General features: G+C 29.4%; 11 protein-coding genes. 4 read left to right on the top strand and 7 right to left on the bottom strand.

Going from position 1 to position 16,843, the window contains the following annotated elements:
- Nucleotides 1-168: 168 nt before the first annotated feature.
- From EYW44_RS15675 to EYW44_RS15660, 4 genes are all read left to right on the top strand, one after another.
- Nucleotides 169-3,540 carry a hypothetical protein gene (locus tag EYW44_RS15675; RefSeq protein ID WP_132724763.1) on the top strand — a complete coding sequence of 1,124 codons (3,372 nt, stop codon included), beginning with the start codon at nt 169-171 and terminating at the stop codon, nt 3,538-3,540.
- A gap of 63 nt (nt 3,541-3,603) precedes the next feature.
- Nucleotides 3,604-4,101 carry a DUF3575 domain-containing protein gene (locus EYW44_RS15670; RefSeq protein ID WP_132724761.1) on the top strand — a complete coding sequence of 166 codons (498 nt, stop codon included), beginning with the start codon at nt 3,604-3,606 and terminating at the stop codon, nt 4,099-4,101.
- A 107-nt stretch (nt 4,102-4,208) separates the two neighbouring features.
- A complete protein-coding gene (locus EYW44_RS15665) occupies nt 4,209-4,616 on the top strand; it encodes a hypothetical protein (protein ID WP_132724759.1) in 408 nt (135 codons plus the stop codon).
- A 4-nt stretch (nt 4,617-4,620) separates the two neighbouring features.
- Nucleotides 4,621-6,525, top strand: coding sequence for a hypothetical protein (locus EYW44_RS15660; protein WP_132724757.1), 1,905 nt, complete (start codon nt 4,621-4,623; stop codon nt 6,523-6,525).
- A 44-nt stretch (nt 6,526-6,569) separates the two neighbouring features.
- Here EYW44_RS15660 and EYW44_RS15655 read toward each other — a convergent pair whose 3' ends face one another.
- From EYW44_RS15655 to EYW44_RS15625, 7 genes are all read right to left on the bottom strand, one after another.
- A complete protein-coding gene (locus EYW44_RS15655) occupies nt 6,570-7,673 on the bottom strand; it encodes a DUF695 domain-containing protein (RefSeq protein ID WP_132724755.1) in 1,104 nt (367 codons plus the stop codon).
- A gap of 8 nt (nt 7,674-7,681) precedes the next feature.
- Nucleotides 7,682-8,722 (bottom strand): NADP(H)-dependent aldo-keto reductase, encoded by a 1,041-nt coding sequence (locus tag EYW44_RS15650; RefSeq protein WP_132724753.1) that lies wholly within the window; start codon nt 8,720-8,722, stop codon nt 7,682-7,684.
- 146 nt (nt 8,723-8,868) lie between these two features.
- Nucleotides 8,869-10,056 (bottom strand): phosphoglycerate kinase, encoded by a 1,188-nt coding sequence (locus EYW44_RS15645; RefSeq protein WP_132724751.1) that lies wholly within the window; start codon nt 10,054-10,056, stop codon nt 8,869-8,871.
- A gap of 187 nt (nt 10,057-10,243) precedes the next feature.
- Complete coding sequence (locus tag EYW44_RS15640) at nt 10,244-11,962, bottom strand: hypothetical protein (RefSeq protein WP_132724749.1); 1,719 nt, start codon at nt 11,960-11,962, stop codon at nt 10,244-10,246.
- Between the two features lie 10 nt (nt 11,963-11,972).
- Nucleotides 11,973-13,190 (bottom strand): DUF4249 domain-containing protein, encoded by a 1,218-nt coding sequence (locus EYW44_RS15635; RefSeq protein ID WP_132724747.1) that lies wholly within the window; start codon nt 13,188-13,190, stop codon nt 11,973-11,975.
- A gap of 4 nt (nt 13,191-13,194) precedes the next feature.
- The gene (locus EYW44_RS15630; protein WP_132724745.1) at nt 13,195-15,957 is read right to left on the bottom strand and encodes a TonB-dependent receptor; all 2,763 of its coding nucleotides are present in this window, start codon (nt 15,955-15,957) and stop codon (nt 13,195-13,197) included.
- A gap of 7 nt (nt 15,958-15,964) precedes the next feature.
- Entirely contained in the window at nt 15,965-16,633 is a 669-nt protein-coding gene (locus tag EYW44_RS15625) for a hypothetical protein (RefSeq protein WP_132724743.1), read from the bottom strand.
- Between the last annotated feature and the right edge of the window lie 210 nt (nt 16,634-16,843).

Genomic DNA, 16,843 nt, shown 5'->3' with positions numbered 1-16,843 from the left:
TCTTTAAAATGTTTTCATCAAACATTTTAAAAGCGACTGCGGAAAGCCCGACCTTTAGGGAACGCACAAATTTTAATCAAAAAAATTACATCTATAAACAACCAAATAAGCTGTACACGTGCAATCACTTTAAATAAACTATTTTTGCAAGTGTTACGTTACTAAAGTATGACCAAAAAAATTGTTTTATTTTTTGTGTTAATTTCTTCTATTTCCTTTTCTCAAAGGAAACTTAAAGAATATAGAATTAAAACTATTAAGGTTGAAAAAGATTCAATTGCTATTGATTCGGTTAGTATTAATCCAGATTTTTTTAATGTTTTAACTATTGATAAAGAAAAGATTCCGAAAACTAAGTATCGTGTTGATTTTCCAAAAGCTTTATTATTTATTGATAAAACAACATACCCCCAAATTATTGTTGAGTACTTACGATATCCCGATTTTTTAACTAAAATATATAGTCCGTTAGATGATCGATTAATTGTACCTAATACAAATACCGAAAAATTATATAGCTTAACAACCAACAAACAGAAATCGCAATTAAAACTCTTTGACGGATTGAAAACTCAAGGGTTTATTGTAAGAGGTGTTACTTCTGGAAACAATCAAAATGCAGTTACCAATGCTTCGTTAGACTTAACCATAGAGGGTAAAATATCTAAAGACGTATCGATAAAAGCCAATATTTTTGACACTAACTTTCCATTACAACAAAGTGGGTATTCTCAAAACATAACCGATTTTGATAGAATTTTTATTGAATTGTTTAGTAAAAATTGGGGTGTAAAAGGTGGTGATGTTTCTTTAGAAAATAAAGACAGTTACTTTTTAAATTTTAAAAAACAAGTAACAGGTATACAAGTAAATGCCAATTTGAGTGATAAAACATCTGTTGGTGCTTCGGGTGCCATTGTCCGTGGTAGGTTTTCATCTTTTAATTTTGTTGGTTTAGAAGGTAACCAAGGACCGTACAAAATTTTAGGTCCTAATAACGAAACTAACATTGTAATTGTTGCTGGTAGTGATGCTGTTTTTGTTAATGGTGCACCACTAAAACGAGGAGAAAATGCCGATTATGTAATTGATTATAATTTAGGCGAAATTCGTTTTAATACCACTTACCCTATTACAAATGATATGCGTATTCGGATAGAATTTCAATTTTCTGATCAAAATTATACGCGCTTTATCACTTATGAAAAAGCTGCTTATTCTGACGATAACTTTTCTATTTCTGGTTATTTTTACAATGAAAACGACGCTAAAAATCAACCTATACAACAAAACTTAAGTGATAATCAAAAGGAAATATTAGCCAATGCCGGAAATGATGTTTCTCAAATGGTTTCCTCTAGTGCGTTTGTTGATGAGTTTTCTGCAAATAGAATTCAGTATAAAAAAACTGTACAAAACACCACCGAGTTTTTTGAGTTTTCTAACGATGAAAATGATGAATTATATACCGTTACCTTTTCTAATGTGGGGGCAAATAATGGTGATTATGTAGTTGATAATACTATTGCTATTGGTACTATTTATAGATATGTTGGGGTGAATCAGGGAAATTTTGCGCCAATTACACAACTAATAGCTCCTAATAGTTTACAAGTTGCGGTTTTAAACGCCAATTATATTCCTTCTGAAAAAACAACTATAAATGCTGAGCTAGCTTACAGTGATAATGATGCGAATTTATTTTCGACAATTGATGATGAAAAAAACAAGCAAATTGCTGCAAAAATCAAATGGGATCAAACCTTAATTGCAAAAAAATGGAAACTTACCAACACTGCTAATTATGAATTTGTACAGGAAAATTTTAAAACGGTACAGCGATTTAGAAATGTAGAGTTTAATAGAGATTGGAACTTAAGAAGTACCATCGGTAATCAGCATTTATTTAACACTGCCTTAAATTATTCTAAAGATAAAGATAACTCTTTTCAATACCGTTTTAATCATTTAAGCTTTGCTGATAGTTTTAAAGGAAATAAACATGAACTATTTTCCAAATTAAAGTCTGAAAGTACACTTTTTCAACTTCAAACCAGTTTACTAAATAACAGTTCTGAAATGGAAGAAGATTCTTTTTTTAGAATACAAACAAACGGTGAAAAACACTTTAAAAAAACATGGATTGGTGGTTTTATAAATGCTGAGACAAATGAAATAAAAGAAAAAACAACCAACTCTTTAAATTTATTAAGTCATCAATTTCAAGAATACGAAGGTTATTTTGGTATAGGTGATACTGCAAAAGTATATGCTAAAATCGGCTTGAATTATAGAAGGAATGATAGTATTAGAAATAATCGTTTTACTGAAATTAATAATAGAAATACCATTTACTTAAAAAGTCAGTTAATCAAAAATAAAACTACAAACTTAGGAGTGTTTGCTAGTTACCGATTTACAGACAATAAGTTTATTGAAAATGAACAGCATTTAAACTCTAAGATGGTTTATAATCAACAGTTTTTCAAAAACTTTTTATCGTTAAATACAGTTTATGAAACCTCTTCTGGAAATATACCCCAACAAGATTTTGTATACGTAAAAACTGAACCTGGACAAGGTTTTTATACTTGGATTGATTATAATAATGATGGTATACAACAGTTTGAAGAGTTTGAAATTGCTCAATTTCAAGATCAGGCAACTTACCTTCGTGTTGCTTTGCCTAATATTCGTTTTTTACCCACTCAAAAGGTTTCTTGGAAACAAACTATAACCTTGAATCCTTTTCAATGGAAAAGTAAAAAAGGATTTAAAAAATTCATATCCCATTTTTACAATCAGAGTTATTTATCAGTAAACAACGAACAACAAAGAGCCGATGATGGTTTTAACCTGAATCCTTTTAAATTAGATGATGATAAACTAGTTGGATTACAATTTAATTTTAGAAACAGTTTTTACTATAACAGAAGTTTACAAAAAAATAGTTGGACTTATACCTACGGTACTTCTAAAAACAAACAACAATTTAGCATAGGTAATCAGGAAAATAATGCTGAAATACATCAAATAGAATTTCAACATAAATTAAGTCCTACTTGGCTATTTGAAGTGAATGGAGCGACTTCTAAAAACGAATTAAAAACAGAAAACTTACTTAACAGAAATTACAATATAAATACTAAAGAGTTACTTCCTAAACTTTCTTATTTGTACAGTAAAAATCATCGTTTTTCAATATTTTATCAGTTGAAAGATAAAAAAAACACAATGGCTGATTTCGAACAATTAAACTTACAAAAAGTAGGTGCTGAGTATTTTTTCATCAGTAAAAAACAAAATCAAATTTCTGCTGATTTTAATGTGTTTCTAAATCGTTTTAATGGAGATCCAAATTCTCCTGTTGGGTATCAAATGCTAGAAGGACTTCAATCAGGGACTAATTATACTTGGAATGTACTGGTAAATCAAAAATTAAACTCTTTATTAAACTTAAGCGTTAATTACTTCGGTAGAAAAAGTGAAACTTCTAAAGTAATTCATACGGGAACTGTACAATTAAAAGCTATTTTTTAGATAAATATATCTTTTTAGGTGGCATAATTATTGCTTCAAACTATTTATCAAACTCAGAAAAAAATGAAGAAATTAATCGCTTTTACTACGTTACTTATAAGTACTTTTTCATGGTCGCAACAAGAAATAAGCATTGATATTGGAGATGCTTTAGTAATGAAATCATTAGATATTTCTTATGAATATTATATTTCTGATCAATCTTCTGTAGGGGTTTCAGCATTATTCAATTTTGAAGGAAAAACCTCTGATTTTAGATATAATGAAGAAAGTATGTTTACTCCTTTTTTTCGTCATTATTTTACAAAAAATAGAACTTGGAATTATTTTGGAGAGGTTTTCTTTGGTATTAACAATGGTGAAAACACAATAGAAGTTTCTGGTGTTCAGCAAATAGAAAACTACACCGATGGAGCCCTTGGTATTTCAATAGGAAGTAAATATGTTTCTAATGGAGGATTTACAGTAAGTGTACTTGCTGGTATTGGTAGAAATATGTTTACCGATACAGCTCCTGTAGTTGTACCTAGAGTTGGGCTCAATATTGGATACAACTTCTAAACCCTTAAAAAACAAAAACATAAGCTTTATACATTTCACATAAAATCTCAAATTTTAATATTTTTTTGTATATTGACGGGTGTATATTTTCTTTATTCCCCAAAATCATGAACATCAAAAAAATATTTTTTTTAGTTGTAATAATCTCCTCTTTTAAAGTTTTTTCTCAGATAGATGCTCAAAGCTTAATGGGAATTCCAATTGCCACTAATTTAACTGATCTTACCAGCTTAACAGGTGTTAATACAGGAAGTATTGCTTATGCTGATGATCAGAAAAGCTTATATATTTATGATGGAACCAATTGGATAAAATTACTGGATAATTCTCCAGTAATTACAAACGAAACTCTTGTTGAAGACGCTGACTATATTTACGTTTCTGTAAGAATTAGCACAAACGATTGGATGGTAACTCGTTTTCATAGAAATGATATTAATGCTGAAACAAGTGCTATGGGAACTGGTGCACAACCAACTACATTAGCTGCAATTAGTGCTTTAACATACAATTAAATTTATGAGGATAGTTATACTTTTTGGAGTAGCTTTACTTTTTAGCTTTCATAATTTAAGCGCACAGATTGTATTTAATCCTGGAGGCGCAAGACCAAATATCGTTGTTTCTGGAACTCAAACCGGAAATGATTTAAGAACCTTTATTCAAGCGAACCCTGCTGCTGGTACCGTTGTAAATAATGATATCACATTTAATGCAGAGTTAATTATTAATAATAACGCCGTGTTTACTGATAATAATGCAGTATATCATTTTCCTGGTATTTTTAGATATGCGCCAAGATCTAATTGTACTGTAAATTTTACTGATATTACAATACATTACAGTGGTAACGCAAAATCACATAGTTATAATCAAGCATACACCGCTAATTTTACTCGTGTGTTTTACTTACAAGGGGTAACTAGTGGTAGAAGTGATTTTTTTAATAATGGTAATTACACCTTTAATATGGATAATGTTACTATGGTTAGTTATGGTGGTAGCGATTTTTTACACTTTCAAACCAATACAACCTTAAATAATATTACCATTGTAAATGCTAATGGTGGACTTAACTTTGAGCCTGGTGCTAGAGCTGCTGGTGATACAGAAATTATTAATGGCTTAAAGTTATTAGGTGTTACAAGAATGGTGGGTGGTTCTGGATCTCAAGGAGATTTTAAAACTTTTGATATGGAATGGGATGCAACCAACTGGAATTTCAGTCCTAGAAATGTTGATTTCTTCTTTGTTAACCCCATAAAACCTGCTGGATGGACTGGCTATTCTGGTGGCGGTACTTTGCCTGTACAAGAGTTTTACACACACGATTTAGTTGTTACCGACACAAATCTTAGTCCATTAAACGGATTAACTGTTACGTTGTATAATGTAAACGGAAACAGTTTTGATTACACCGAAACTACAGATGCGCAAGGAACAATTCCGAAACAAGAAGTATTGAGAATTGACAATACAGTTGCCACAAATTTTGATAGAGGAACCTCTGTTTTAGTAGTTCCTAATTATTTAAAAAATTATTATGCAGTTGCAAGAGATTTTAACGAACCTATTGTTGATAATGTAGTGATAACAGATGATGAATTTATTACTGAAACCAATACAGCTACTGTAGGTGGTTATACCGGAATTAATATAGATCATGCTGCTAGAACCGTAACTGTTTCTGCTAACAGAACATTATGTGAACTATATGATTTTATCAAACTAAATAAACTTAGCAATTTAACTCAACCATCTATTGATAGAGTTTTTGCTACTCCTCAAAAAGATATTTTAGATATTGATAATTACCGTTTTGAATTAACTGGTAGTGCTGTAATTTCTCCTTGTGATAAGTTTGTAAAAATAGAGAGTTCTGTAAACTCTTCAATTGCAGATTTAAATAACTTAAATGTAGGATTAGAAGACGCTAGCCAATTGTATAAATTCATACAAATTAGCAATCTTACAAGTGCTAATCTTACTATTTCTGACAATTCTGTTTCTCCTAGTAATACGTTTTTATCACTTACAAATTATACTGGTGTTAGTAATAGTGTTACTCAGTTTGCAAGTAATAATACAAGAATAGATGTAACCAGAGATGGTTATACAGACTGGAGTGCCGAACAAGATTTTTCTGGTCCAGAAGACATTTATCGTTTTGTGGTATATCAAGCCCCAATTGTGAGACCAGCTACATCTACCAATCAAGATGATATTTTATTTATCGCCAAGAAGATTTTAATGAAAAACGAAGGAATTCTTCAGCAAGTAAATGGTACGACTCCAAATGTAACTATTAATAATATTACTCAAAATGCTACTTTACAAGCCACAGAAGAACGTCAAATAGAAATTTTAGATATTTTAAAGCGTATTCTTACTAAAACAACAGTGATTAAAAAACGTATGGAATAAATTAGACTAAAGCCTTACATAATAGTATCAGTTACGTTTTGGTTTTATGCTTGTTTGATATAATAATCAAAGTACTTCCAGTATTTATCTTTGTATATATTATACTCAAATTCTAATACACCTCTGTATTTTTTAATTAGATTATCTATTGTTTTACATGGTTTTCTGTAATCTTTACAAGCAAAATATACTTCTCTAAGATTATCTCCTGTTTCTCTACCAATATTTAAATATCCATCAAAATCTTTAAGATGTTCCATTAATTCATCTTCTACTTTATTAAGTAAATCATATGTTTCTGAGTTTGGAAAACCATTATTTTCTGCTCCTTCATAGGGAAATTTAAGTCTTAAAATCCAAGGATGAGAAGCTTTTGCATCCCATTGTAGCAACTCTGTATTCATGATTGCCATAAATGGGCTTCCGTTTTTTAAAGTAGTTTCAAAACTACCATAACTATCTTTTTCAGTGTCTCTTCGTAAGCCTTCATACTTTTCTACAAACTCCTTCTCTCTCCAAGTAATATAGCTATCTAATTTTTCTAAAGATATTAACTCTTTTTCTGCTTCAGTCTTTGATTTAAATTCAATGTTATCAATTAATGTAGCAAATTTTAACTCCCCTAAATAGTTATCTAAAAAAATATAACACCCATTAATTACTTCTGATTTATTCTCTTCTTCTAAATCATCATGAACAAATGTAATTGATATATCGTCGGGATATGCAGTATCTTCATTTGGATAAAAATGTAAATTATTTTTATTGAATTTATAATTATGCATTTCTATTCCTTCATTACCAAAATCAAAACTAGGCTTAAACGCTTGAAACTTCCAATTTGGTAATGTAGGACTCTCAGCTATTAACTCTTCAATAAGGTAAAAGTTTGATACATTTCCATCTGGAGTTAGAATTAAATCGGCAGTGTTATCATCTAACATTCCTGATAAATAGAAAATCCCTTTTTTAATTTGATCTAATTTCGGGCCAATAACGTCAAAAAATTCCGAGGTAAGTCTAGTAGTATCTCCACTATTCACTACCTCGTAGAATTTTTTTTCATGAATAAGGAACCAATTCCAGAAATCTTGATAGGTTTCTATTGGTTCCTCTTTTTTCGAAAATATTTTCTTAAAAAAACTCATATTTTATTTTACGGAGCTGGATTTGGTATTGCTGTATGCACTCCTTCAATCTCTTTCAAAATATCTTCTGATAATTCTACATTAATTGAATTGATATTTTCTTTTAACTGATCCATTTTTGTAGCACCTATAATGTTACTAGTCACAAATGGTAATTGGTTGATATAAGCCAATGCCAACTCAGATAATGTTAATCCGTGCTTTTGAGCTATTTTTAAATACTCTTCAACAGATTTTTGCGAACCTTCTCCCATATAACGAGCTATAAAACGAGGAAATAAAGTACCTCTTGCTCCTTCTGGTTGTCCTCCGTTTAAATATTTACCCGATAATACACCTTGTGCCAATGGAGAATACGCTAATAAACCAATATTCTCTCTTAAAGATACTTCAGACATTCCGTACTCATAACCACGATGAATTAATGAATAAGAGTTTTGGATGGTTACCATTCTAGGTAAATCATGTTGTTCTGAAGCTTGTAAATACTTCATTGTTCCCCAAGGAGTTTCGTTAGATAATCCTACGTGTTTGATTTTTCCTTGTTTGATTAACTCTTGTAAAGCTTCTAAAATTTCAATATGGTTTTCTGCTTCTTTAGCTGAAGTTTTATATGGATAATCACGAACTCCAAAACAATTTACCCCTCTGTTTGGCCAATGTAATTGATACAAATCAATATAATCTGTTTGTAAACGCTTTAAACTTCCTTCTACAGCCTCAAAAATATTATCTTTAGTTAACCCTCCAGATCTTATATGCGCTGTGTAATCTCCACCACCAGCAATTTTAGATGCTAAAACTACTTTATCTCTATTTCCTGTTTTTTTAAACCAATTTCCGATGATTTTTTCGGTTGCTCCATAAGTTTCAGGAGTTGCAGGAACAGAATATAATTCAGCTGTATCAAAAAAATTCACACCTTGATCAAGTGCATAATCCATCTGCTCAAAACCTTCTGCTTCTGTATTCTGATTTCCCCAAGTCATTGTTCCTAAACATATTTTAGAAACTTTTACATCGGTATTTGGTAATGTTGTGTACTTCATTTTATTCAATTGTTTATTTACCAATAAAGCAGCACAACAATTCATTACAAATTGTTGTACTGCTATATTAATACATTTATATACTTAATTTGAATAATTAGTGATAAGCAATTATTAGCTTATCTTCTATACTTCAAATTGAATAGTTAATTTAAAATCGCTTCAATTCCAGGTAATGTTTTACCTTCTAAACTTTCAAGCATTGCTCCACCTCCAGTAGATACATAACTTACTTTATCAGCAAAGCCAAATTGTTTTACAGCTGCTACAGAATCTCCACCGCCTACTAAAGAGAATGCTCCATTTTTAGTTGCATTTTCAATGTAATTTCCAAGTGCAATTGTTCCTTTTGAGAATGTTTTCATTTCAAAAACTCCTAAAGGTCCATTCCATAAAATTGTTTTACATTGATTTACAACCTCTTCAAAATTTGCTAATGATTTTGGTCCTGCATCTAAACCTTGCCACCCTTCAGGGATTTGAGTAACGTCTAAAACCTGAGTATTAGCATCATTCGCAAAATTATCGGCACCAACCACATCTACAGGAATATGGATTTGTACGTTTTTAGCTTTAGCTTTTTCTAAAATCTCTAAAGCTAAATCCATTTTATCATCTTCACAAATAGAATTTCCTACTTTTCCGCCTTTAGCTTTAACGAAAGTAAATGTCATTCCGCCTCCAATGATTAAGTGATCTACTTTATCTAAAATATTTTCTATTACTGTAATTTTAGAAGATACTTTTGCTCCTCCTAAAACAGCTAATACAGGTTTTTCTGAATTATTTAAAACCTTATCAATACTTTCTATTTCTTTTGCTAATAAGTTACCAAAACATTTGTTTTCTGGAAAAAACTGAGCTACTACAGCTGTTGATGCATGTGCTCTGTGTGCTGTTCCGAAAGCATCGTTTACATAAATATCTCCTAACTTAGATAATTGTTCTGCAAAGTCTTCGTCTCCTGATTTTTCTTCACTATGAAAACGTAAGTTTTCTAATAATAAAATCTCTCCACTTTTAAGATCTGCAACTGCATCTTCTGCCGTATGACCTACACAATCTTCAGCAAACTTTACCTGTACACCAATTACTTCACTAACTTTATCAACAATGTGTTTTAATGAATATTTTTCGTCTACTCCTTTCGGTCTACCCAAATGCGACATTAATACACAGCTACCTCCATCTTCTAAAATTTTAATAATAGTAGACTTTGCCGATTGAATTCTAGTATCATCAGTTACTTCAAACTCATTATTTAATGGCACATTAAAATCTACACGTATTAATGCTTTTTTATCTTGAAAATTAAAGTCGTTTATGGTCTTCATTTATTCGGTTTTATTTGTTTTCTATCTCTTTTGTTATGCTAACAAAAATAATTATTCTAAATTAGAAAATTACTGGTTGAAAAAGCTTATTTGAACAAAATAATAACGAAAACGTTTGCTTTGAAAAAAATCTTACTACTGCTACTCACTTTATCTACATATAACTCATAGAATTTGTTTATTTCATTCATTCAACTGTAAATTCCTTTTGAATAGATATCGGTTTTCCTTGTTGTGTGTATCCTTGAATATCTATTTCATAAACACCTTTAATATCTGAAGTATAAAATGACAACTCTTTACTATCAATGTTCAAATTAGCATTCCACAGTAATTGAATCCTGTAATCTGGAATTCTTTTGTTAATTATGTTTGAACCTCCATTGTAATAGTTTTTTTCAAGTTCTAATGGCTCCATTTCTAATTGAAAAACATCTTGATTTATCTTAGGTTTAAAATCTCCATTGAACGTTTTTATGTAGATAATACCTCCATAAAAACCTCCACTGAATTGATATATTTTTTGAGATACAAGAATTTCATCTATCCCTTTTGCATCATAATTTATAATATCTCCATGATGCTTTACAATGTAACCATCGATTACTACTAACGGAGCATATATATACACATAATTCAACTTTTCTCTTTCTATTTTAAAAATATATTGATCTTCTTTCTTTTTAAAAGACACAATATCTAACACCTCAATAATTGTTTCTTTTAAAGTTTTAAACCTATTAAAATCATCTAGTTTATACGCTTTAAAATCTTCTAAATACAATTGTTGAGTACTTTTACCTTGTAAAATGGAATCTTGCTTTTTTTCTGAAAAAGTATTTTCTATCTGAGTATAAATACTGCGCTGATCAATAATACTGTCTAAAACATCATTTGTTTTAATTTCATTGAATTTTAGCTCAGAAAAATCGAGATCTTTATTTTTTATAATCTCAATTTTTAACTTGGTGTTTTCTGTATTTGCATCCAATAATTGTATAAAACCTTTAGATGGATACTGCTCTTCATCAACATTAAAATAGAAAACACCTTTTTGATTCGTAACTGCTGTTTTATAAAATCCTTTTTTGCCGATAAAAGACAACCCTACTATTTTATTTTCAACTCCTTTATTCGTTTTTTCATCATGTACATTCCCAATAATTAATTGTCCTCTAAAGTCTGGTAGTACAAGCTCATTTGTTTTTAAATTCTTAGCTAAATATTTAATATTTGATGTATAATTTGAAGTTGTATATTTTTTGACCGTTGACTTCTTTTTGAAAAAATCTGGACTCTTTTTACGAACTGATATAGAATAACTTCCTCCAAAATCATTCAATTTTTTAGCATTGACTACTACTTTTTCTCTTTTTTTAAATGTTTGTTTGTTTAACGAAATTGTATTTGAATGATCAAGCACTTCAATATTACTTTTAATCAACTCATTAACTCCTGTATTTTCTGAGATTAACTTTTGAGAATATGGATTGATTAAATAAACATTCTCATTGTAAAACTCGTTTTTATTTTTCATCCAATTGGTATACGCTATCAACTTATAATTTCCAGATGCTAAGTTTTTTGAAATAAAAAAATCACCTTGACCAACTCCGTTTTTAATCTTGATTTTATCTTTATATACGCTTTTTAAATCTTTATCGAGTAATTCAACATAAGCAATCTTACTTAAGTTACTCATCTTTTTAGTTTGCTTATTTAAGCAATATACTTTGTAAAATAATGATTCTCCTACTAGTAAAAAATTCGTATTAAAATGTACATATATGTTTTCTTGAGGTAATCGTTTATACTCTTCATATTGTTTTGGTGCTACTTCAACCTGACTTACTAGATTGGATATAGTTAACAATCCACAAAAAAGAAAAAGAATTTTAGTTTTCATACGCTAATTTTTAATCTATCCAAAAATCTGGTTTCACTTCTGAACCTAATACTCTACAATCTCCACAAGCTTTGGAAACTAAAACATAAGGACCACATCCTTCTCCAGCTCCATTATCACAACCTAAATCCAATCCTAAATTCTCTGCATAGTCTTTATAATAAACTAAAGTACCAGCTCTTAAAATTCCCGCTAATACCACATTATCTGCCATATCTTTTACAGGTGGTGCTCCAAATGAACAACTTGCAGGATAATCAGCATATATATCGGTAAAAAAATCGATACCATTTAAAAAGAATCTTTTTGTTGATACTGAATTCACTTCAAAAAAACCTATTACTTTTTCTTTAGGATCATTTACTGATCTTATATTTCCTGAAAGAAATCCTGGTTGATTTTGATTGAAAACATTTTCTATTGAAGATAATTCATTTAACGTTTGAAAATATCTGTAGGCTTCAAAAGATTGAACATTTTGTTTTAATAAAATACTATACCTATGCCTAATTATGTAATTATCTCTAGCAATAAATCTGACTCCAAAATCTACTTCATTAGATGATAAATTAGCGACATCAGTTTGCACTAATTTATTCGACTTTTGTGTTGCGTAACAGATTTCGGCACTTTCTAAATCTGGTACTATTAAAATAACTTCATCAGTAAAAGGATGTGGTATTGCCTTGTTTGGACTATAATATGGAGCTCTTATTTTATATGTTTCTTCATACTCATACCTAAAATATTTAGCATTTTCATCTTCACTTTTAGATTGAACATATATTTGAACTCCTTCTTCATCTAACGAATTAAATTCTCTTGCTGCTGTAATTTCATCTATTGCTGCTATTCCTGTTATTGTTTCTGCAGAAGATGCATAAGCCTTACCATCTTTTGTGGTTATTTTTAAAGTATATGCTTTGCCTACTTCTGCTTTAAACTCATTTTCAGATTCATATTCACCATTAGAAGTTTCTATAAATCTAAATATATTCTGACTATCATCTTCTACACTAACAATGGCTCCTGATTCTTTTATTGTTTCTTTAGCATCTAAAGTAGATGTTCTGGTAATTTTAACTGTATGCTTTTTGACTTCACTAGTAACAGAAGCTTCTACTGCTATAAAATCTTTGTAATTTATACCTTCAATATTTACAGGTTCTATACAAGCATTTAGAAAAATAGCTGCACAAATTATTATAATCGTATTTTTCAGTTTCATAAAATTAAAATTTTAAATTGTACGAAATGGTTGGTATTGGTCTTGAAAAAATAGAACTCTGATAGGATTGAATTACACCATCTTCAGTAGTAAAAAAAACGGAGTAAGGGTTATTTCTTCCTAAAACATTATAAACCGAAATTGTCCAAAAACTATGTCCTGCTTTTTTAAGCTTGTGATTTCCTTCAATATTTACACCTAAATCTAATCGGTAATAATCTGGAATTCTAAATTCATTTCTATCACTAAAAACAATAAATTCACTCCCTTGTGATGAATATTTCCCTATCGGATAAGTTACTGGTCTACCTGTTTGATATGTAAAGTTTGTAGAAATACTGTACCTGTCTGTTAGTTTATAATTGGCTACTAAGTTAAAATCATGCGGTTGGTCAAAATTTGAAGGAAAAGGATTACCGTCATTAACAACTTCTTCTGGAAAGTCTCCATCTAATTCAATAAATGATCTTGAATAATTATAACCAAACCATCCATTTAACTTTCCTGAGTTTTTTCTTAATAAAAATTCTAAACCATAAGACTCTCCTGGACCTTGAAGAATTTCGGTTTCTATAAATTCATTCAATAAAAAACTAGCACCAACTTTATAATCTACCAAGTTTTTATATTTTCTGTAATACCCTTCCATACTTATTTCAATATCGTTTGGTAAATTCTTGTAAACACCTAACGCTCCTTGCATTGATTGCTGTGGCTTTACATTTATATTAGACAATGTCCATGTATCAGTTGGATTTGCAGAGGCATTATTAGATAAGCGATGAATAAACTGATACGAATTATTAAAACTAGCTTTTACTGATAGATTTTTGTTTAATAAATACCGAGTAGATAATCGTAGGCTTAGACCATTGTATGTTTTTTGAATTTCATTATTACCAAATTCTTGAGTAGCAATAACAGATGCATCACTTTTGGGTTTTGTATCGTCATAAATTCTTTGTGTAGACGCTCCTAACGACGTATATAGAGTATACCGGGCTCCTATACTTGCACTTAATTTTTCATTAATTGTAAAATCATCAGCTATAAATAACGAACTCTCCAGTGCTTTTTCTTGTGGTACAGTAAACGGACTGACTATAGACTCATTACCAAAAGGTTCAATTACTCCTGGATTTATTTGATACAACTTACTTGCCACTCCATAATTAAACTTGTGTTTATCGGAGTACACATAATTCATATTAAGATTCATTTGAAATTCATCTATATTGTATCTTAAATCGAAATTGGTATTTGTTTGACCATCAAAATTTATTTTAAAAGCATAATTACTATTTGATAATTGAATACTCCCGTAATTTTTCTCATTGAATTTATGCGCCCATTTTAAAGAAACTAATTTATTTGAGTAGGCGTTAGTAGTATCTGAAGCAATACTGTAAGCATCATTACTGTAAAAAAATGTTCCATTTAGTGAGTTATTATCATTAATTTGATGATCATATTTTGCTATAACATCATAAAAAGAAGCACTACTTTTTCTTAGTTCTTTATTATCTAAAGCTCTTAAAATCCAATTAGAGTAGCTACTTCTTCCTCCAACAATAAGTCCTGATTTCCCTTTAACTACAGGTATTTCTGCACTTAAATTACTTGAAACTAATCCCAGAGACATTTCTCCTTTAATTTTTTCAGTATCACTCTTTTTTGAAACAATATCAAAAACAGAAGACAACCTGCCTCCATACCTAGCTGGAATATTTCCTTTGTATATTTTTAAATCTTTAGTTGTAAATGGGTTGACTGCTGAAAAAATGCCAAAAAAGTGAGTCGGATTATAAATGGTGTTATTATCCAATAAAAATAAATTTTGATCTGATTTTCCTCCTCTAACATGTATTCCTTCAGATGCTTCTCCTGCACTTTTAATACCTGGTAAAGTAGTTGCTATTTTAAGTAGATTTCGTTCTCCTAAAACTTGCGGTACAACTTTAACTTTTTCAGATTTAATTTGAGAAACTCCAGTTACTAAACTTTTTACATTCTCTAATCTATTCGATTTTACAACTACTTCATTTAATAATGTATCATCATCATCACTTAAATTAAAATTATAAGATCCATCACCATATATAATAAACCTTGTTTTAGTGGTTTTTATACCTGATAGAATGGTTTCAATTAGATGAATTCCGTGAGGGAGTTTTATGGTAAAATTTCCACTTTTATCTGTCACTGCATAGGTGTTTGTTTTTCTAACTAACAAAACCAAATCAGATATAGCTGCTTTAGTTGCTTTATTTTTCACAACACCTTTTAGTGTGTACTTCCTTTGTTTTAATCTATTATTTTCTTTACCAATTTTTATAGTTTTTATTGTATTAGCTTTCTTTTTTTCAAAATTACTTTTTGCTATAAATACGGGGATTGAAGTAGAAGTTGTATCTATATTGACATCTACATCAACTTTCTGTTTCCTGTAAACACTTTCGTAAATAACATTGTTATTACTTAATATTATTTTGTTTCCCTCTGTAATAAAATAATTAACATTGGTTTCATCAAAAATGAATCTCAACAAAGTATCAATTGTAGTATTCTTAAATTCTTTATTGACTTTTTTGGGACTTGCAAGCCAAGAATCAATAAAGAAAAATTGATATGATGTATTTTTTTCTATTAATTGTATAGACTCTAAAATAGAGGTATTTGATAAAGTAATAGATATGTTTTTCTGCTGTTGTGAATACACCTGAAGAAAACACAAAAAAACTGATAATAAAGTAATTCTCTTTCTCATATTAAACTTAATTATTGATATATTTAATTAGGTTTACAAAAAACTCTTCTTTAGATGTTTTAAATATTTTCTTGTAACTGGAAAAGAACTTATCTATTTCTTCTTCTTTCTCAGGGAATAATAGTATCCATTTTTTCTTCTTATCAATATCCATTAAAACATCATTGAACAGTACTTTATATTCAATTTTAGGTTTGAATTTATACTCTACAAAATCTCTTTTGTATGTTTTAATTTTCTCCTTTACATGACTTCGTAAAAGTGTTATGTTTTTTGATTTGAAAGCTTCTGCATAAAAACTATTATCTATTTTATAAAAATTATGCTTATTAGCTATTGAAAAAAAAGAGACATTTTTTCTAGGAATCATAATAGATCCTGAATTGGTTTTTACAACTAAATTATCAGAATTTATATCATACTTAGCAAGAACATCGTAATACAATTGACCATTGTACTGAATGTTGGTTAAATAAAACTTATCTTCTAAATAAAAGTTATGATTTCCTTTTCCTGTTCTGTATAATTTATCATAATTGGCTCCTGACTTTAATGGTGAGTTTTTAGCGCCTAAAACGTCATCAAACCAAATTAAAGCTGCTTTATCAGATTGAGCATTGATTAAAAAAGAATAAAGGACAAAACATAGCAAAATATTTTTCTGCAATTTTTTCATCTTTGGGTTTAGTTAGTTTTCTTTGGTTAAAAGATATTATTACAACCTTTCATTTTATTGGTTGATTATTTCACGCAATTATTGGTAACAAACTACCGCAAATTGAATTTATTTTCATTTGTAGATATATACTTTAAAGTTGAATACAATTGGTTTTCTAATACACAAAACAACTTTAAGTTATTAAACGGAGGTTTCTTTTACTTTGAT

Origin of the sequence: Tenacibaculum sp. M341, from assembly GCF_004337695.1 — a bacterium.
Lineage (GTDB): Bacteria > Bacteroidota > Bacteroidia > Flavobacteriales > Flavobacteriaceae > Polaribacter.
The sequence above is the reverse complement of the archived record's forward strand: the minus strand, read 5'-3'. Positions and strand labels throughout refer to the sequence as shown.